This window comes from Streptomyces sp. SID13031 (assembly GCF_010548305.1).
Taxonomy (GTDB): Bacteria; Actinomycetota; Actinomycetes; order Propionibacteriales; family Kribbellaceae; genus Kribbella.
Genome location: NZ_JAAGLV010000014.1, coordinates 52684 through 70409, shown reverse-complemented (window position 1 = coordinate 70409; position 17726 = coordinate 52684). Strand labels below are relative to the sequence as shown.

20 protein-coding genes are annotated in these 17726 nt (G+C 65.5%); 11 read left to right on the top strand and 9 right to left on the bottom strand.

All coding sequences use genetic code 11. The annotated features are described in order from the left end of the window. Positions 1 to 5: 5 nt before the first annotated feature. Together G3I17_RS26330 and G3I17_RS42240 are read right to left on the bottom strand one after the other, a co-directional pair. Complete coding sequence (locus G3I17_RS26330; RefSeq protein ID WP_164600284.1) at positions 6 to 911, bottom strand: aminoglycoside phosphotransferase family protein; 906 nt, start codon at positions 909 to 911, stop codon at positions 6 to 8. A 47-nt stretch (positions 912 to 958) separates the two neighbouring features. Beyond that, entirely contained in the window at positions 959 to 2746 is a 1788-nt protein-coding gene (locus G3I17_RS42240; protein WP_164600283.1) for a GAF domain-containing protein, read from the bottom strand. A 133-nt stretch (positions 2747 to 2879) separates the two neighbouring features. On the opposite strand from G3I17_RS42240, the gene G3I17_RS26320 reads away from it, so the two are divergent. The 6 genes from G3I17_RS26320 (at position 2880) to groL (ending at position 9880) form a co-directional block, all read left to right on the top strand. Continuing rightward, positions 2880 to 4532, top strand: coding sequence for a methane monooxygenase (locus tag G3I17_RS26320; protein ID WP_164600282.1), 1653 nt, complete (start codon positions 2880 to 2882; stop codon positions 4530 to 4532). Positions 4533 to 4625: 93 nt separating this feature from the next. Then, a complete protein-coding gene (locus G3I17_RS26315) occupies positions 4626 to 5648 on the top strand; it encodes an FAD-binding oxidoreductase (RefSeq protein WP_164600281.1) in 1023 nt (340 codons plus the stop codon). 9 nt (positions 5649 to 5657) lie between these two features. Then, the gene (locus G3I17_RS26310; protein ID WP_164600280.1) at positions 5658 to 6755 is read left to right on the top strand and encodes an aromatic/alkene monooxygenase hydroxylase subunit beta; all 1098 of its coding nucleotides are present in this window, start codon (positions 5658 to 5660) and stop codon (positions 6753 to 6755) included. Continuing rightward, positions 6752 to 7108 (top strand): MmoB/DmpM family protein, encoded by a 357-nt coding sequence (locus G3I17_RS26305; protein WP_343238420.1) that lies wholly within the window; start codon positions 6752 to 6754, stop codon positions 7106 to 7108. The genes G3I17_RS26310 and G3I17_RS26305 overlap by 4 nt, the downstream gene beginning before the upstream one ends. 56 nt (positions 7109 to 7164) lie before the next feature. Beyond that, positions 7165 to 8211 carry an amidohydrolase family protein gene (locus G3I17_RS26300; RefSeq protein ID WP_164600279.1) on the top strand — a complete coding sequence of 349 codons (1047 nt, stop codon included), beginning with the start codon at positions 7165 to 7167 and terminating at the stop codon, positions 8209 to 8211. A 19-nt stretch (positions 8212 to 8230) separates the two neighbouring features. Continuing rightward, positions 8231 to 9880, top strand: coding sequence for a chaperonin GroEL (gene groL, locus G3I17_RS26295; protein ID WP_164600278.1), 1650 nt, complete (start codon positions 8231 to 8233; stop codon positions 9878 to 9880). A gap of 356 nt (positions 9881 to 10236) precedes the next feature. Here the strand turns inward: groL and tgmC are convergent, their stop codons facing one another. The 6 genes from tgmC to G3I17_RS26265 form a co-directional block, all read right to left on the bottom strand. After that, positions 10237 to 11460 carry an ATP-grasp peptide maturase system methyltransferase gene (gene tgmC / locus G3I17_RS26290; protein ID WP_164600277.1) on the bottom strand — a complete coding sequence of 408 codons (1224 nt, stop codon included), beginning with the start codon at positions 11458 to 11460 and terminating at the stop codon, positions 10237 to 10239. Next, on the bottom strand, positions 11457 to 12422 hold the full coding sequence (gene tgmB, locus G3I17_RS26285; protein WP_343238419.1) for an ATP-grasp ribosomal peptide maturase: 966 nt from the start codon (positions 12420 to 12422) through the stop codon (positions 11457 to 11459). Before tgmB ends, tgmC begins: the two co-directional genes overlap by 4 nt. Positions 12423 to 12424: 2 nt before the next feature. After that, on the bottom strand, positions 12425 to 12736 hold the full coding sequence (gene tgmA, locus G3I17_RS26280) for a putative ATP-grasp-modified RiPP (protein WP_164600276.1): 312 nt from the start codon (positions 12734 to 12736) through the stop codon (positions 12425 to 12427). Between the two features lie 302 nt (positions 12737 to 13038). Continuing rightward, on the bottom strand, positions 13039 to 13212 hold the full coding sequence (locus tag G3I17_RS26275) for a hypothetical protein (RefSeq protein ID WP_164600275.1): 174 nt from the start codon (positions 13210 to 13212) through the stop codon (positions 13039 to 13041). Positions 13213 to 13235: 23 nt separating this feature from the next. After that, complete coding sequence (locus G3I17_RS26270) at positions 13236 to 13376, bottom strand: hypothetical protein (RefSeq protein ID WP_164600274.1); 141 nt, start codon at positions 13374 to 13376, stop codon at positions 13236 to 13238. Between the two features lie 7 nt (positions 13377 to 13383). After that, positions 13384 to 13551: a hypothetical protein gene (locus tag G3I17_RS26265; protein WP_164600273.1), complete on the bottom strand. Its 168-nt coding sequence runs from the start codon at positions 13549 to 13551 to the stop codon at positions 13384 to 13386. Between the two features lie 107 nt (positions 13552 to 13658). On the opposite strand from G3I17_RS26265, the gene G3I17_RS26260 reads away from it, so the two are divergent. From G3I17_RS26260 to G3I17_RS26250, 3 genes are all read left to right on the top strand, one after another. Then, positions 13659 to 14591: a helix-turn-helix transcriptional regulator gene (locus G3I17_RS26260; protein ID WP_164600272.1), complete on the top strand. Its 933-nt coding sequence runs from the start codon at positions 13659 to 13661 to the stop codon at positions 14589 to 14591. Between the two features lie 303 nt (positions 14592 to 14894). Continuing rightward, positions 14895 to 15467, top strand: a complete 573-nt coding sequence (locus G3I17_RS26255; RefSeq protein WP_164600271.1) for a flavoprotein — start codon at positions 14895 to 14897, stop codon at positions 15465 to 15467. Between the two features lie 127 nt (positions 15468 to 15594). Next, positions 15595 to 15684 (top strand): hypothetical protein, encoded by a 90-nt coding sequence (locus G3I17_RS26250; RefSeq protein WP_164600270.1) that lies wholly within the window; start codon positions 15595 to 15597, stop codon positions 15682 to 15684. 120 nt (positions 15685 to 15804) lie between these two features. Here the strand turns inward: G3I17_RS26250 and G3I17_RS26245 are convergent, their stop codons facing one another. Next, a complete protein-coding gene (locus G3I17_RS26245) occupies positions 15805 to 15996 on the bottom strand; it encodes a hypothetical protein (RefSeq protein WP_164600269.1) in 192 nt (63 codons plus the stop codon). 140 nt (positions 15997 to 16136) lie between these two features. Here G3I17_RS26245 and G3I17_RS26240 point away from each other — a divergent pair, with 140 nt between their 5' ends. Continuing rightward, positions 16137 to 17009 (top strand): hypothetical protein, encoded by an 873-nt coding sequence (locus tag G3I17_RS26240; protein WP_164600268.1) that lies wholly within the window; start codon positions 16137 to 16139, stop codon positions 17007 to 17009. Continuing rightward, the gene (locus tag G3I17_RS26235) at positions 17006 to 17386 is read left to right on the top strand and encodes a GntR family transcriptional regulator (RefSeq protein ID WP_164600267.1); all 381 of its coding nucleotides are present in this window, start codon (positions 17006 to 17008) and stop codon (positions 17384 to 17386) included. The genes G3I17_RS26240 and G3I17_RS26235 overlap by 4 nt, the downstream gene beginning before the upstream one ends. Positions 17387 to 17726 lie beyond the last annotated feature (340 nt).

The window sequence follows — 17726 nt, the reverse complement described above, 5'->3', positions numbered from 1 at the left end:
GGCCGTCAGCCCAGTGGGTCGGTCAGCACTTCTTCGATCACGCGCTGGTTGACGGCTGCCTTCGAGGCGTCGACGTCGATGACGTCCGCGAGCACGATCAGCGCCTTCCACAGTGCCCAGCCGCGAGCCCTGGCCCAGGTCGCCGCATCCTGCGAGACGGTACGCCGGAATGCCTCCCGACTCTGATCGGAGAACATCGTCCACGCGATCACCAGGTCGCAGGCCGGGTCCCCGATTCCCGAAGTGCCGAAGTCGATGACGGCCGACAGCTTCCCGTCGACGACCAGCAGATTGCCCTGCGCGATATCCCCGTGAAACCACACCGGCGGCCCGGCGAATGAGGATGCGAGCGCGCCCTCCCAAACCTCAGTGCAGGCTGCAACATCAACCCGGCCGGCCAACGCGACCAGCGCACGCCGAGTCTCATCGGCGTAGTGCGCGGGCGGCGCACCCCGGTAGAAGCTGTGCGCGGCCGCCACCGGCCCACCACTCGCGTCACACCGCTGCAGCGCAAGGATGAACTCGGCCACGGAGACAGCAAAGCCAGACAGGTCATCGATGCGGTCGACCGACGCCGTCTCCCCGTCCAACCACCGCCGCACCGACCAGTTGAACCCGTACCCCTCACCAGGCACGCCCTTACCCACCGGCTCAGGCACCGCGACCGGCAATGACGGCGCCAATCGCGGCAGCCAGAGATCCTCCTTGTCGACGGCCGGCGCATAAGCCGCAGCCGTCGGCAGCCGTACAGTCATCGCGTCCCCGAGCCGATAGGTGCGGTTGTCCCACCCATCGACCTTCACCGGCGAAACCGCCAGCGCACTCCACTGCGGAAACTGCGCCTTGATCAGTCGCCTGACCAGGTCCGCGTCGATCCCGGCACGACCGTCTGAACCGCTGTTGTCGCTCATCCCGGCCAAGTCTCCGGTCAGGCCGAGACCCGGGGCAAAGCATTTATTCAGATCGTCAGGTTGATGCCGAAGTCGCGGATCTTGCGGTAGATGGTGGCTCGCGACATGCCGAGGTCGCTCGCGGCCTTGTCCTTGTTGCCGCGGTGGATGACCAGGGCCTTCACGACGGCGTCGCGTTCCAGCGACTCGAGCTGTGAGAGCCGGCGGCGGGTGGTGGCCCGGCACTCGCCTGGCAGGTCGTCCAGGTCGATCGTGCCGGAGCGGCGTTGCTGGGCGATCCGGAGCAGGACGCGGCGGAGCTGCTCGACGTTGCCGAGCCAGGGGAGTCGCATCAGCTGGGCGAGTGCGCTGGGGGAGATGCTGAGGTTGTTCCCCCGGTTGAGCCGGCGGAGCAGGTGTGGGACCAGCTTGTGCATGTCTTCGAGGTGATGCCGCAGCGGCGGCACCTCCACCGTGTGGGAGAAGTGCGGCAGCAGTTGCGCGTCGACCTCGGGGTTGCGCGGCTCGCTCCGCATGGTGAGCGCGACCCACATCTCGCTCCGCTGGTCGGCCTGCTCGAGCAGCAGCTCCGACAGACCGCTCACGGAATCACTGTCGAGCAGATGCGCACGCCGGATGACCAGCGACCCGGCTCCGGCCGACAACTCGTCAGCAACCGTGTCCAGCCACGCAGGGCCGCACTCAGAGGCGTCCATGACCCGGAAGTGCCCGCTGCCGTTGCGTAGCTGGTTCACCGAGCGCAGCAACGCGATCTTGCCGACCCCCGCCTCACCCTCCAGCACCACCCACGAGCCGTTGCGCCTACTGGTGTCCACCGACTGACAGACCCGCTGCCAAGTAGCACTGGTCCCAGCAAGCCCAGGCATCACCGGTACTGCGTTGTGCACCGGCCCAGTGGTGGAATCGAGCCCAGACTGCACCTGGATCCGCAGTACTCCGCCTGCGAGCTCTGCACCGCTGAACGCCGGTCGATAGTCCAGCCGGGCAACCAGGCCGCTCGGGAGGTCAGCAACCAGGGTGACCGGATCGGGGGTGCCCGCTGCATCCGCAGAGCGAGCCAGGAGCGCAGCCTGATCGGCGGGGTCGAAACGCTGCTGAGCCTGGTTGTTCATCATCACGAGGTCAGGGCTGAGGGCCATCACGCCACTGCCCGGGTGCTGGCACGCAGCCAGGTAGTCACGGAACAGTGCGAGCTCCCGAGCCCCGGACCGCGCCAGTAGTTGCTGCTCGATCTTCTGCGCCGTCGAGCGTGCGCAGAACATCAGCAAAGCGTTTGAGTGAGTCACGGACGACGTCAGGTCCAGTACGCCGAGCAGCGCACCGGTGACCGGGTGATGGATCGGAGCGCCGGCGCAGGCGAACCCGCCCAGCCTGCCGGTGAAGTGCTCGCTCCCGGTCACCATCGTCGGGATGCCGGCCTCCAGCGCCGTCCCGATCCCGTTGGTGCCCACCTGTTCCTCGGCATAACTGAAGCCGGGGGACAGGTACGCCTGGTCGAGCAGCCTCACCAGGGAGGGATCCGGGCACTTCCGCTGCAGCACCAGGCCGTGCTGGTCGGTCAGGATGATGCTGACGGACTCGTTGGCCAGCTCGTCGGCGAGCGCACGAAGTACCGGCTCTGCGCTGAGGGCGAGGGGGCTGGGGCCCTCGATGCCGAGGTAGCTCGGGTCGAGGTTGTCGGTGTCGACCCGCAGCCGCGACGAGCGCAGCCAGGACGCCTGGATCGGCTCGCGGACCACCTGGTCGTCCAGATCACCGGAGGACAGGAAGGAGTCTCGGGCGACTTGGAGGAGCCGGCCCGGCCTCGGTGTGCTGATCCAGTGATCTTGTTCCACAGACGCGCCTCTCGTCGTCGAACTCTGCTCCTAGCGTAGAGCCGTCCCTGCTTCCACTGTGTCTCAGATTGAGACAAGCGCAAGGCCTCACCCGGGGTGTGATCGGTGCACTTGAACCCCGAGGAGGCAGACCGTGAGCAGGCAGAGTCTGAGCAAGGCACATGCCAAGATCACCGAACTGTCCTGGGAGCCGACCTTCGCGACTCCCGCGACACGCTTCGGAACCGACTACACCTTCGACAAGGCCCCGAAGAAGGACCCGCTCAAGCAGATCATGCGGTCCTACTTCCCGATGGAGGAGGAGAAGGACAACCGCGTCTTCGGCGCCATGGACGGCGCGATCCGCGGCAACATGTTCCGCCAGGTGCAGCAGCGCTGGATGGAGTGGCAGAAGCTGTTCCTGTCCATCATCCCGTTCCCGGAGATCTCGGCGGCCCGGGCGATGCCGATGGCGATCGACGCGGTGCCGAACCCGGAGATCCACAACGGGCTCGCGGTGCAGATGATCGACGAGGTCCGGCACTCGACGATCCAGATGAACCTGAAGAAGCTCTACATGAACCACTACATCGACCCGGCCGGGTTCGACATCACCGAGAAGGCGTTCGCGAACAACTACGCGGGCACCATCGGCCGGCAGTTCGGTGAGGGCTTCATCACCGGTGACGCGATCACCGCGGCCAACATCTACCTCACGGTGGTGGCCGAGACCGCGTTCACCAACACGCTGTTCGTCGCGATGCCCGACGAGGCCGCCGCCAACGGCGACTACCTGCTGCCGACGGTGTTCCACTCGGTCCAGTCCGACGAGTCGCGGCACATCAGCAACGGGTACTCGATCCTGCTGATGGCGCTGGCCGACGAGGACAACCGCCAGCTGCTCGAGCGCGACCTGCGCTACGCCTGGTGGAACAACCACTGCGTCGTCGACGCCGCGATCGGCACGTTCATCGAGTACGGCACCAAGGACCGTCGCAAGGACCGCGACTCCTACGCCGAGATGTGGCGCCGCTGGATCTACGACGACTACTACCGCAGCTACCTGATCCCGCTGGAGAAGTACGGCCTGAAGATCCCGCACGACCTGGTCGAGGAGGCCTGGAACCGGATCTACAACAAGGGCTACGTGCACGAGGTGGCCCAGTTCTTCGCCACCGGCTGGCCGGTCAACTACTGGCGGATCGACCCGATGACGGACGAGGACTTCGACTGGTTCGAGTTCAAGTACCCGGGCTGGTACAACAAGTACGGCAAGTGGTGGGAGAACTACAACCGCCTGCGGTACCCCGGCAAGAACAAGCCGATCGCCTTCGAGGACGTCGACTACCAGTACCCGCACCGCTGCTGGACCTGCATGGTGCCGGCCCTGATCCGCGAGGACATGGTCACCGAGAAGGTCGACGGCCAGTGGCGCACGTACTGCTCGGAGACCTGCGCCTGGACCGACATCAAGGCGTTCCGGCCGGAGTACGAGGGTCGCCCGACGCCGAACATGGGCCGGCTGACCGGGCATCGCGAGTGGGAGACGCTGCACCACAACCGCGATCTGGCCGACATCATCAAGGACCTCGGGTACGTCCGTGACGACGGCAAGACGCTGATCCCCCAGCCGCACCTGGATCTGGACGACCAGAAGAAGCTCTGGACCCTCGACGACGTTCGCGGCATCAACTTCGCCAGCCCGAACATCCTGCTCAACGAGATGTCCGACGCGGACCGCGAGGCCCACCTCGCGGCGTACACGGCAGGCGGCCCCGCCGGCCGCCCGGCCCCGGCGAAGGTCTGACCCACCCGAGCTGGTCGGTGGCGGCGAACCCTGGCACCACTCGCCGCCACCGATCGCTCCATCCGATCAGCAGTAGTCGATGAGGAGAAGTCGATGGGTGACAAACACGTCGTCAGGTTCGAACCCGTCGACCTCGAGATGGAGGTCGACGAGGACGAGACCGTCCTGAACGCCGCCTTCCGGCAGGGCATCGCGCTGATGCACGGCTGCAAGGAGGGCCAGTGCGCCGCCTGCAAGTCGTTCCTGCTGGACGGCGACGTGCAGATGGACCGGTACTCGACGTTCGCGCTGGCCGAGTACGAGAGCGACGAGGGCTACATCCTGCTCTGCAAGTCGCACGCGTACTCCGATCTCACCGTGGAGTTGATGAACTACGACGAGGAGGAACTGCGCAACGCCGTCCCGCTGCAGCACCTGCGGACCAGGGTCGCCGCGATCGAGCCGGTCACCCGCGACATCGTGTCGCTGCGGCTCGACCTGGTCGAGCCGGACAAGTTCACCTTCAAACCCGGCCAGTACGCCGATATCGCGATCCCGGGCCACGACGCGCACCGGTCCTTCTCGATGGCGACGCTGCCCGGCGATCCACTGGAGTTCCTGATCAAGAAGTACCCGGGTGGGCACTTCTCCGGCCTGCTCGACGGCGAGCTCAAGGTCGGCGACGAGCTCGAGCTGGACGGGCCGTACGGCACCTTCACGCTGAAGAAGTCGTCCGACCGGCCGATCGTCTGCATCGGCGGGGGAGCGGGGCTCGCCCCGATCCTGTCGCTACTGCGGCATCTCGTTGCCGATGGCATCGATCGCCCGGTGCGCTTCTACTACGGCGCCCGGACGCACGAGGACCTGTTCTACCTCGACCAGATCGAGGAGCTGGGCGCCGAGCTGGCGGACTTCGCTTTCGTCGGCTGCCTGTCGGAGAGCTGGCCGGACGAGTGGCAGTACACCGGGTTCGTGACGGAGGTGGTGCAACGGCTGGAGCCAGGGCTGGCCGAGTGCGAAGCCTACCTGTGCGGGCCACCGCCGATGGTCGATGCCGCGATCGGCCTGCTGGAGATGCAGGGCGTACCGCGCGAGCACATCCACTACGACAAGTTCACCACTTCGGTGGCGGAGTAGGAGATCGAGATGGCAGATACCAAAGAACGGAGTTTCCCGCACCCGGAGTTCACCGACTCCGAGGCCGGCGCGCTCACGTTCCCGAGCTCCACGAGTCGCACTTACAACTACTTCAAGCCGGCCAAGGCCCGCGCGACGACGTACGAGGATGTCACCTTCGACGTCCAGCCTGACCCCGAGCGGCACCTGACGCAGGGCTGGATCTACGGTTTCGCGAACTCTCCTGGTGGCTACCCGCAGGACTGGACCCGGCTGCTGTCGTCGGACTGGCACCAGTTCCGCGACCCGAACGAGGAGTGGGAGAAGACGATCTACCGCAACAACGCGGCGATCGTCCGGCAGATCGGGCTGAGCCTGGAGAACGCCAAGCGGGCCAAGGCGTACTCGCACTGGAACCCGGCCTGGACCAAGTTCATCCAGCGCAACCTCGGCGCCTGGATGCACGCCGAGAACGGGCTGGGCATGCACGTCTTCACCGCCGCGCAGCGGTCGGCGCCGACGAACATGATCAACAACGCGATGTGCGTCAACGCGGCCCACAAGCTGCGCTTCGCCCAGGACCTGGCGCTGTTCAACCTCGACCTGGCCGAGTCGGAGATCGACTTCGACGGGCAGGTGCACAAGGAGGTCTGGCAGAGCGACCCGGTCTGGCAGGGTGTCCGGGAGAACGTCGAGCGGCTGACCGCGATCGGCGACTGGGGTGAGGCGCTGTTCGCGACGAACATCGTCTTCGAGTCCCTGGTCGGCGTGCTGTTCCGCAGCGACCTGCTGATGCAGGTCTCGGCCCGCAACGGCGACTACATCACCCCGACGATCGTCGGTGCCGGCGAGAACGACTACAGCCGTGACCTCGGCTACACCCGGGCGCTGTTCTCGCTGCTGACCAGGGACGAGAAGCACGGCGACGAGAACAAGGCCGTGCTGGGCGAATGGCTCGCCACCTGGATCCCGCAGAGCCTGCGGGCGGCCCGCGAACTGCAGCCGATCTGGTCGCAGCCGAACGAGAAGGTCGTCACGTTCGCCGACTCGCTGGATTCGGCCAAGGCCGGTCTGCGCAGCGCGCTGGCCGACCTCGACCTCGACGTACCGAAGGAGCTGGACCAGTGACCACGACCAAGGAGTTCGGCGCGGTCGACCGCACCTTCTCGAACATGTGCGGCGTGACCTTGATGAACAACCAGAACGGCTACGTGGTGGCCGAGATCATGGGCCACCACGACAACGTCACGATCACCGAGTACCCCTCGATGATCCGCGTCGACGGCGTCGGCAAGCTCACTTTCGACTTCGCCGAGATCTCCGACGCGCTCGGCTCGGAGTTCGGCCTGGCCGACTTCGAGGAGATCATGTCCACCCACTACGGGCGGATGGTCCATTTCGACGACAAGACCATGCTCTTCTCCAGTCCGGAGGAGGCCGCGGAGTACATCGACTTCGACCTCGTCGAGGTCACCAGCTGAAGACACCGGGCCTCAGCGATGGGGCCCGGTCCAGTTGCCTGCCAGGGAGGCAAACCATGTATGAGAAGAACGGCGAGAAGTACTACATCGTCGACAGCCACGTGCACTACTGGAACGGCCGGCCGGAGAACAACAAGAACCGGTTCGGCGCCGGCTTCACCAACTGCTTCTACGACTATCACCGCAACCTGTCGCCCGAGGAGTTCGTCTGGACGGCGGAGAAGTTCGGCGCGTACTCCGAGGCCGACCTGCTGCACGACCTGTTCGAGATCGGCTATGTGGACAAGGCGATCTTCCAGCCGACCTATCTGACCGACTTCTACGTCGACGGGTTCAACACCACCGAGCGCGACGGCGCCGTGATGGAGAACAACCCGGGCAAGTTCATCACGAACGGCGCCTGGGATCCCCGCGACGGTGCGGAGGGCCTGGACAAGCTGGAGGAGTTGCATGCCCGCTGGAACCTGCAGGGCGTCAAGCTCTACACCGCCGAGTGGAAGGGCGAGTCGCGCGGCTGGAAGCTGTCCGACCCGGAGGCCGAGCCGTACCTGCGCAAGTGCGTCGAGCTCGGCATCAAGAACATCCACGTGCACAAGGGCCCCACGATCTACCCGCTGAACCGGGATGCCTTCGACGTCCAGGACATCGACTATGCGGCCTCAATGTTCCCCGAGCTCAACTTCATCGTCGAGCACGTGGGGCTGCCCCGGCTGGAGGACTTCTGCTGGATCGCGACGCAGGAGCCCAACGTGTACGGCGGTCTGGCGGTGGCGATGCCGTTCATCCACAGCCGGCCCCGGTACTTCGCCCAGATCATCGGCGAGCTCCTGTACTGGATCGGCGAGGACCGGATCACCTTCGCCAGCGACTACGCGATCTGGCAGCCGAAGTGGCTGGTCGAGAAGTTCGTCGACTTCCAGATCCCCGAGGACATGCAGTCCGAGTACGGCGTCCTGACGCCGGACATCAAGCGCAAGATCCTCGGCCTCAACGCGGCCAAGCTGTACGACCTCGAAGTACCGGCCGAGCTGCGGATCAAGGAAGCAGCCGCCGAAGGGGTCGCCGACAAGCCGATCGGCTCCGCGCCGGTCCAGGTCTCCTGAACCGAAGGGAAGCAGACAGATGGCCAAAGATCTTCGCTTCAGCACCGACGCGCGGCAACTGCTCGAGCAGGGCGTGAACGCGCTCGCCGACGCGGTCAAGGTGACGCTCGGACCCAAGGGGCGCAACGCGGTACTGGAGAAGCTGACCGGACCGCCGACCATCACCAACGACGGCGTCACCATCGCGCGGGAGATCCAGCTCCGCAACCCGTTCGCCAACATGGGCGCGCAGCTGGTCAAGGAAGTCGCGATGAAGACCAACGGGGTGGCCGGCGACGGCACGACCACCGCGACCGTGCTCGCCCAGGCCTTGGTACGTGAGGGTCTGCGCGCTGTGGACGGCGGCGCCAACCCGATGCAGCTGCGCCGGGGGATCGAGGAAGCCGTCGCGGTGATCGTCAAGACGCTGCACGAGCGGACCGCCGAGGTCGGTGGGCAGACCGACCTGCTGTTCGTGGCGACGCTGTCCGCGAACGACGACCCGGAGATCGGCTCGGTCATCTCCGAGGCGATGAGCCGGGTCGGCAAGACGGGGGTCGTCACGGTCGAGGAGTCGCCGGCGTACGGGCTGTCGCTGAACGTTGTCGACGGCATCGAGTTCGACCACGGCTTCATCTCGCCGTACATGGTGACCGACAAGGACCGGATGGAGACCGTCTTCGACGACCCCTACATCCTGCTCACCAACAAGAAGATCAGCCAGCTGCAGGAGCTGATGCCGACGCTGGAGCTGGTGACGCGATCGGGCCGGCCCCTGGTGATCCTGGCCGAGAACGTCGACGGTCCGGCGCTGCAGATGCTGGTCAGCAACAATGTGCACGACACGTTCCGCTCGGTGGTCGTGCGGGCGCCCGGCTTCGGGCACCGGCGGGTGGCCGAACTGGAGGACCTGGCGGCGGTACTGGGCGCTCGCGTGGTCAGCGAAGACTCAGGCGTCGACCTGCTCTCGCTCTCGGTGGGCGACCTGGGCTCGTGTCACCGGATCACCATCACCGAGAACGGTACGACGATGGTCGGCGGCGCCGGTGATCCCGCGGCCGTGGAGGCCCGGCTGCACCAACTCGAGAAGGAGCTGGAGCGGGCCAAGAACGAGCACGACGAGGACAACCTCAAGCTCCGGATCGCGCGGCTGGCCGGCCGGGTCGCCGTCATCCACGTCGGCGCGGCAACCGGCGTCGAGCTCAAGGAGAAGCAGCACCGGGTCGAGGACTCCCTGTCCGCGACGCGCGCCGCTTTGGAGGAAGGCGTGATCGCGGGCGGTGGGTCGGCGCTGACCCAGGCTCGCGACACTCTCGACCGGCTGGAGCTGACCGGAGACGCCTTGATCGGACGCGAGATCGTCCGGCAGTCCTTGGCCGAACCGCTGCGCTGGATCGCGATCAACGCCGGCTACGACGGCGACGAGGTCGTGAAGACGGTCGCGGAACTACCGGTCGGACAAGGCTTCAACGCGCTGACCGGCGAGTACGGCGACATGTTCGACTTCGGCGTGATGGACCCGGTCAAGATCACCCGGTCCGCGCTGGAGAGCGCCGCTTCGATCGCCGCCCTGCTGATCACCACGGAGACCGCCATCGTGGAGGAGGTCCTCGGCAACCCGGGCGCGATCATGGCCCCCGGCTTCGGTGACCTGGCCGAAGGCATGATCCGCCCCTCCAACATCTACTGACCACCTAGTGACCCAATTGGCCCGCCCGCCCCCGATCCCTCCCGGGGGCGGGCACCCGTGTCGCGGCGGAGTGCCCGCCTACCAGGGGGCAAGAGCAAAGACAAGAAACAAGAGGTAGTTCCCGGCGGCCGCTGTGGGCACGTTTGTGCCGGGCTGCAACCTGCGCGGTCGATGAAGCCGCCGAGGTCCCAACAATCTTTGGCCAGTTGAACTTCTGCAGATTAGCCCCGATGTGGCGCCTTGCCGGCTGCCTCCAGATTCTCGGAGATGTCCCGGTCTACGCCGGCCGCCGTACGGCGATCGAGCTTTCCACCTGCGCGCTGTGCTGCACGAACCGCGGCTCGACTTACTCGCCTCTACTGGGTGTTCGTCGGTAGTTTCCACGACAGCGGGCCGACAGGGTCTCCGAACCAGACCGTTTGCGCCTCGGGTGTCACGCTGATGCGGAACTGTTCAAGCGGGGGTGATCCTGCGTTCCGCCACTCTGAAATGGCAGCCTCTACCGAGTCCCACAGAGCGACGGGTCCGGCTTGCCGCACGACTGTAGAGTCGTCGGGCAGCTTCCGGAGAATCGCAATCGCGTGCTGGTTCACGTCAATGATGTGCTCGATCACCGGACCGCCATCGACGCCGTAGATGAGCAGCTGGGAGTCGGGGACAGCGAGTTGCGCGATGAACATCGACGTCCAACCGTCCCAGGGGTCCAGGATCTCGGGACCCGCAGCAGTCGCACGCTCTGTGGTCTCTACCTCGTCAATCCAGGTGTAGACATCGTCGCCAAGTCGCGGAGCAGCATGCGGCCGAGCAGGCATGAAGGATTCGGTGCCGCCGAGAAATGCACCTTCGGCTGTGCCGTCTCCGGTGACTTCGAGACGGACCAGTCCGGACGATGCGTCCAACCAGCCCAGCATTGTTGTCAGGATCAGACCGCCTGGTCGGGTCTGGTTGACCCAGGTCTTTGGAACGTGACGAACCGAGCAAGTGGCGATCACGCGGTCATAGAGTGCTCCAGGCTGATAGCCGAGAAGGCCGTCGCCGGTCACGAGATCGGGCATGAATCCGATTGCGGCAAGTGCCTCTTTTGCGCGGACGGCAACTTCGGCATCGACCTCAACCGACGTGACCAGCTCGGCTCCAAGCCGTGCGGACATCAGCGCTGAGGAGTAGCCGGTCCCGGTTCCGATCTCGAGTACCCGGCTGCCGTCTTCGACTTGGAGCTCTTCCAGCATCCGCACGACCAGACCCGGCAGAGTCGAGGAGGATGTCGGTTCGCCGGGGATGGGTACGGCTGTGTCGACTGGCCACGTGTGGTGATCCAGTTGGGTCACCCAGGTCTCGTCGGTGTACGTCAGCTCCAGTCGGGCCTGCTGGCTGACGAGCTCGGGGGTGATCGGTCGCCACATCGTCTGCTGTGGGGTATCGATCCGCTCGAAGAAGCTCGGGATGAATGCTTCGCGTGGGACGGTCTCTATCGTTGCTCGCCACGGCTCCGTCCGCAGATCCCCGGAGGCCTCCAGTTCGTCCGCCAGCTTCACCCGCAGCGCCGCTGCCCGGCCACCGTCCGGTTCGGGGGTCGTCATCGTGTCCCTTTCTGCAGTAGGTCGGCTACGGCTGCCGTCATCGGCAGACCTGTCGCCTCCTCCAGCCAGCCCCACTGGCCATTTGGGTTGCACTCCAAGAACACCGGGCCCCCGTTGCGGGGTACGGCGAAATCGAAGCAGCCGAAGACAAGATCGAATCGCTTCATGTACGCCTGCATGCTGTCAACGATTCCAGCCGGTGGCTCGACAACCGTGTAGGACAGGTGGTCGTAGTCATATCGCCAGTCCAGAAGATCGGGGCTTTCCGTTTTGATCTTCACGCAGAAGACCTTGTCGCCGATCACTGTGACACGTAGATCGGCGACCTTGTCGCAGCGCGCCTGGAACAAGTGCATGGTTCCGGCGATCGAGTCATCCAAGTCTTCCAAGTCAACTTCCTTCACCCAGATGCTCGCCGGTTGCCCGTCCAGGTCGTGCAGGCCGAGGTACAGCGGCTTGTAGATGATCCTCCCGACGCCCCTCGCGAACGCTCGGGCTTCCTCGGGGTCATTGGTGATGAGTGTCGGTGAAACCCTCAGCCCGACCGAGGCGGCGACCGAGAGTTGGACCGGCTTGTACTCGGCGTCGGCGATCGCGTTGGGATGGTTCACGTATAGGCATCCGGGCAAGTCTGCCAGCAGGCCGCCGAGCCCGAAGCGAGCCTGCGAGGCGGCGAAGCGGGCCTGCTGTGGCTCAAGACGCGAGAAGTCGAAATCGCTGGGACGGCGGTAGTACAAGGACCGGACGGCTGTGAGGTCCACTTCTCGCGTGGGTGTCCGCAGCCAGCCCCGCCAGTTCCGTAGGCCGTTGATATCTGCCGCCACGGTCAGGCTGGATGGGAAATCGGACGTGTCGAATCGGGCGATTGGCACGTCGCGGTCGTTCAGTTCTTCGATCACCAGGTCGGCGGTTGGATCGTCCGCCTCCGTTAGCACCAGAACTCGCCGGGCATTGTTCATCATCGTCAGTCGAGTTTCGTGTCTTGGCTGTGGTCGGTGTCGGGTCGCGCCTTGGAGCCATCCCCGCGATTGCCTGTCTTAGTGGACTTCTCCGTGCCTTGGCGAGAGCGGCTGTGCTTGCCTGGCGACATCACAATCGTCCCGTTGGGCAGCTGGTACAAGCCTCGCTGCGTGGTGGGGTCCAGACCGGCTGGCACATCCTCGACCAGGTCGAAAGACCCGTACGGCTCCAGCCGCGACAATCCCCACGGCACCGGAGAGACAGCTCCTGCACTTGCGGTCTGGCTGACTGGAAAACGATCGGCGAACCTGTACATCTTTATGCCTCCTAGATAGATGGAAGGCCCGCTCGCTGTCCCGTGCCGAAGGCATCCAACACGGGACAGCGGGGGCCGCACCGAGGCTCGCGTCCAACCTCGGGGTGGAACGGCTGGCGCGATACGGCTCTGTTCTTGCCGTAGCCACACCAGCCGGCATTTGGGTCCCTGCCTGGACGTCGGGGGACCTTCAGGGAGTCGCATCGCCCAGGCAGGGACGGGTGAGACGGAACCAGCACCGCGCGGCAATCACTCCGCAGGACGATGAGGACCGGTGCCGGTTCCGCCCGTTCGTGGGTCGATCAGTCGCGCGGGTCGTACGGCCGACTCGGCGGGTAGGCAGCCTCGGTGGCGGTGACCTCTTCCGCCCGGATCTGGTCGGCGGGGTAGATCAGCCGCAGAACGTTGGCATAGGCCTCGGCCAGCTCAGTCGGGGCGTAGCGGTCATCGATGATCCTGTCGCCGCGAATGACCATCACGCGCCACCAGGTGCGCTTGATCACTGCTTGGGCGGGACGGTCGCCTCGACGGTCACGCGCAGCTTGGCGAAGCGGTGCCAGTAATACGCCGCTAACCTGTCTGCGAGCTCCGCCCCTGCGGTCGAGTCCGCGATGACGTGCTCGTTGAACCACAACCGCACTCGCCACTCAGATCCCTCCTTGGTGGTTGTTTTCCCGTGCACCGCTGTCTCCCGTGTCGATCAGGTCGCCGTCCAACTTGCGCTCGCCTCGCAACCACCCCTCGAACGCCCACCGCATAAGCTCAGGACATCGGCTGACGTACTCGCTGATCTGCACCTCGCTCAGTTCGCTCATTGCCGCCACCTCCTGACTGTGTTCGTTCCGTCGCGTAACGTTGATACTCAGGGCAGATTGGCTCCGGAACTGCCACACAGCTGCCACAACGCCATCGGGGGGCGAGCATGGAGGACGACTCCAAGCCGGAGGAGAGCAACGCCACGCGAATCGGGCAGCGGATCGCGGAGCTACGCAAACTCAACGGTGCGAGTCAAACCGGCCTTGCTGGACGTGCCAGCGTTTCGTATTCAACGATTTGCAAGGTGGAGTCCGGGGAGCGAGCCGCGACCCCTACTGTGGTTGCCGCCGTAGCGCGGGCGCTGGGCGTCAATGTCACTGACATCACCGAGCAGCCGTACGGCGCATGGAATGCAAGCCCGGAATCGGAGCAGGCCGCCGTGCCTGCGATTCGGAGAGCGCTGGTGGAGGGAGAAGACCCCGACCTTGACGTCCCGACTCGGGATCTCCGTCAGTTGCGTGTTGAGATCAGTCAGCTCAAAGAGTGGGATCGCCGGGGCAAGCACGCCGAGGTGGCGCGGGCGCTACCGGATCTGGTCAGACACCTTCACAGGGCTCACAACGACCTTCCGACCCAGCAGCAGGGGGTAGCCGCCGAGCTTCTTGCCTCTGCTTACTCGTTCGCGGTGATCGGGCTCTACCGTCTCGGGCATCTGGACCTTGCGCACCTAGCCGACGAGCGGGCGCGGAAGCTGGCCGCTGGAGGGAGAGACCCGCTTCGAGCCGCGACGGCCGAGTGGAACCATGCCCTGATCCTCCTGTTCGACGGCTCCTACCGGGCAGGGCTGCGTACTCTCGACCGTGCCCACGAAGTCGTCGACCAGTCAACGGATGGGCGGGCCGCTGCCGCCGTTCGTGGTGCGTTACACCTCCGCGCGGCAATCCTGGCAGCACGGATGACCGACCGGGCCCTCGCAGATGGCTACCTAGTGGAGGCCAGCGCCTGGCGGTACCGGGGCAGGAGGAGGCGAACTTCTATGGGACGAAGTTCAGCCTTGCGAATGTCGACATCCATCGTGTCGCGGTTCCGGTCGAGCTAGCTGATGGAACCACCGCAGTCAGCCGAGCATCGAAGCTTCGGCTACCTGAGGGCACGGCCCCCAGTCGGGCGGGGCACTACTGGATCGACCTGTCCCGTGGCTGGTTGCTTCATGGCGACCGCAAGAAGACGCTGAGTTCTCTCGAAGCCGCTAGGCGTATCGCACCCCAAGTGACCCGCTATCACCCCCAGGTCCATGAGACCGTACAGTCGCTCGCCGTCAGTGATAAGCGAACGACCGCCTCACTTGCGAGGTTCGCCGCCTGGATCGGCGTTCGCATCTGAGGGGAGAGGTACGGAGATCATGACCGCAACCCGCCAGCCGGTCCTCTATGCCCTGGTGACAGGATCGCCGGCAGCCCGAGACATCGGTAGGTTGGTCGATCTGGCCCAGTCCGATGGGTGGGAAGTCTGTGTCATCGCATCGCCCGACGGCCGACGGTTCATCAATTGCGACGCGCTCGCCGCGAAAACAGGCCACGTGGTTCGAAGCTCCTACAAGGACCCCGATGCCCCTGACATCCTGCCGCCGGCGGACGCGCTGATCGTCGCTCCGATCACGTGCAACAGTCTGGCCAAGTGGGCGGCCGGAATCTCAGACACGTTGCCATTGGGATTCCTCGTGGAGGCGGTGGGCAAGAGGCAACCTGTAGTCGCCATGCCGTTCTCGAACTGGGCACAGATCGGCTTTCCCGCCGTACAGGCCGCAATGACCAGCCTCGCAGAGTGGGGCGTCACCGTCCTGGTGGGCGATGAGGTCTACAAGCAGCACGATCCGGGAACAGGTGGGAAGTACGTCCACCTGTTCCCGTGGCACCTAGCCTGGCAGGCGGTACTAGAGCACCCCTGGCTTCCGCCGACCTTCAAGTCTGCGTAACGCCAAGACACAGAACAGCCGCTGAACCAGCTGGTTCAGCGGCTGTTCCTCGCTCAAGCACCCCACCGCTCAGGCCGCAATCGAGAGAGACCTGGGTAGCGCAGCAGTCGGGCCTGGGATGCGGGTGATGGAGATCGGTACGGGCACCGGATACACCGGTGCCCTCCTGGCAGAGATGGTCGGAGCGGACGGGCACGTCGTCTCGATCCCAGCCTGACCGATCGAGCAGGCAAGCTGCACGCCGAACGCGGAGTCTCAAACCTCACCCTGGTCACCGCAGACGGACACCCAGGGCGCAGTTGTCAGGGTCTTCTCCAGTTGTGTCTTCCGCGCCGCGCTACACCTCGACGGACGTCGCGGCCAGGGCCGCAGTCACAACGAATACATGGTCGACCTTGTCGACGACCAGCAGGGCAGCGTCTTCTCCGGGAAGCGGCGCCGAAGAGCGCGGCCGCGCCTCGATCGTCACCTCGACCCCGCCCGCCGAGTGCTCCTGCCACGCGCTCACCCGCTCCGTGAGCAGGCGCACCAGGTCGGCGCCCTCGGGCCCGAACCCGCACGTGTCGCGGCTGAGTGCCCGTCTTGCCAGGATCTTGTATCAACTGGTTGACACAAGTGGGTTTTGTTGTCAGGCTCCTTGTATCAGGTGGTTGATACAAGGGGGAGCGGATGTCGGAGCAGGTTCTTGTCGTACTGCTGGTTCTGGTTCTCGTCGGCACGGTGATGCTCGTTCCGTTGAAGGCGACGACGGAGGGCGAGGAAGTGGTACCGGCTGCCGGCGCCCGTACCGCGGCCCGCTGGCGTTGGGGCGGTGTACTGGTCGGCGCGGTCGCCGCTGTGGTGGTCTCCCTGTCGATGGGACTGGGCCGCGGCTTGTTGCTGGCGGCGCCCGTCTTCAGCCTGGGACTCGTGCTCGGCGTCGTACTCGGTGAGCTGCGAACTCCTCGTCCCGCCGGGCCGGTGCGCCGGGCAGCGGTGGAGATCCGTTCGGTGGGGAACTACCTGCCACCCAAGCCGACCGCGGCTGTTGCTGCCGCAGCAGTCGTCGAGCTGGTGCTGCTGGTCTGGACGACCTCCATAGCATCGGCCGACGACATGGGACGCGCCGGAAGAGCTCTGGTGCGCCAGTGTGGCGAGTTCAGTAACTCCAAGACCCCCTGGCCCGGATCCTTCTACACCGTCCCACTGGGCGCGGCGGTGCTGGCAGGTCTGCTCTTGGCCGCCGTCGGGTTGTGGCGCGTAGTCGGCCGGCCGCGGCCCACCGACGGGTCGGGAGAGCTCATCCGCGACGACCACGCCCGCCGGCTCACTGCGACCACCATCACGGGAGCGTGCGGCGTCCTGATCACCGTTCCGTTGATCGGAGCGTCCTCGGTGGCAGCCGCAGCCCTGGTCCCGATGCCTTGTGCTCCGGACTGGTTGGAGCTGATCGGCTGGTCGCTCCTACTCGTAGCCGGTGGGTCGTTCATCCTGCTCGGCTACAGCGTCAGCGCAATCCTGCTGCCCAGTGGCCAGCAGCGGAGGAACAGGATCCCCGCGTGAGCGTGCCGACCACGCTGGTCGTTTCGACGTCGGACCCGACACCGCCGTACGAGCAGCTCCGCAAGCAGTTCACCGACCTGATCCACTCCGGCGTACTCGCCCCCGGCGACCGCCTCCCGCCACTGCGCCAGCTGGCCCGCGACCTCGGCCTCGCCGTCGGTACGGTCGCCCGTACGTACCGGGAGCTCGAAGCCGAGGGCCTGCTGACCTCGCGGCGCGGCGGCGGCACCAGGGTTGCCGACAACCCACCCCGACTGGCCAAGAACGACCGCCGGCAACGGCTGGACGACCTCGCGACCAACTACCTCCACCACACCCGCCAACTCGGCGTCGACGACCAGGCGGCTCTCGACGCCGTCCGCAACGTGCTGGGATAGCTAGCTTGTGGCAGCCCTGGCTCCAGCTGGAAGTTTGTTTCCAGATAGCCGTTAACTGCTAGTGTCCTGCGTCTGAAATTCGCTGGATAAGTCTCCATGGTTCTAGGCCTGGTACTACAGCCGCAGTCGTCGGGTGGCCGGGTCGATCTACGGGGAAACTAACTTCCAGGTGCAAGTTAGTTTCCACCAAACGCCTTCCCTGCAAGAGATCTCGCCCCACCTGGACGGGAACGACGAGCGCCACACCCACCCCACCAAACACCCCCACGGACGGGTCCGAAGAGCCACTTGTGCAGCGAATTTCAGACGCAGGACACTAGTGGCCGGGCCGATCGGGGTC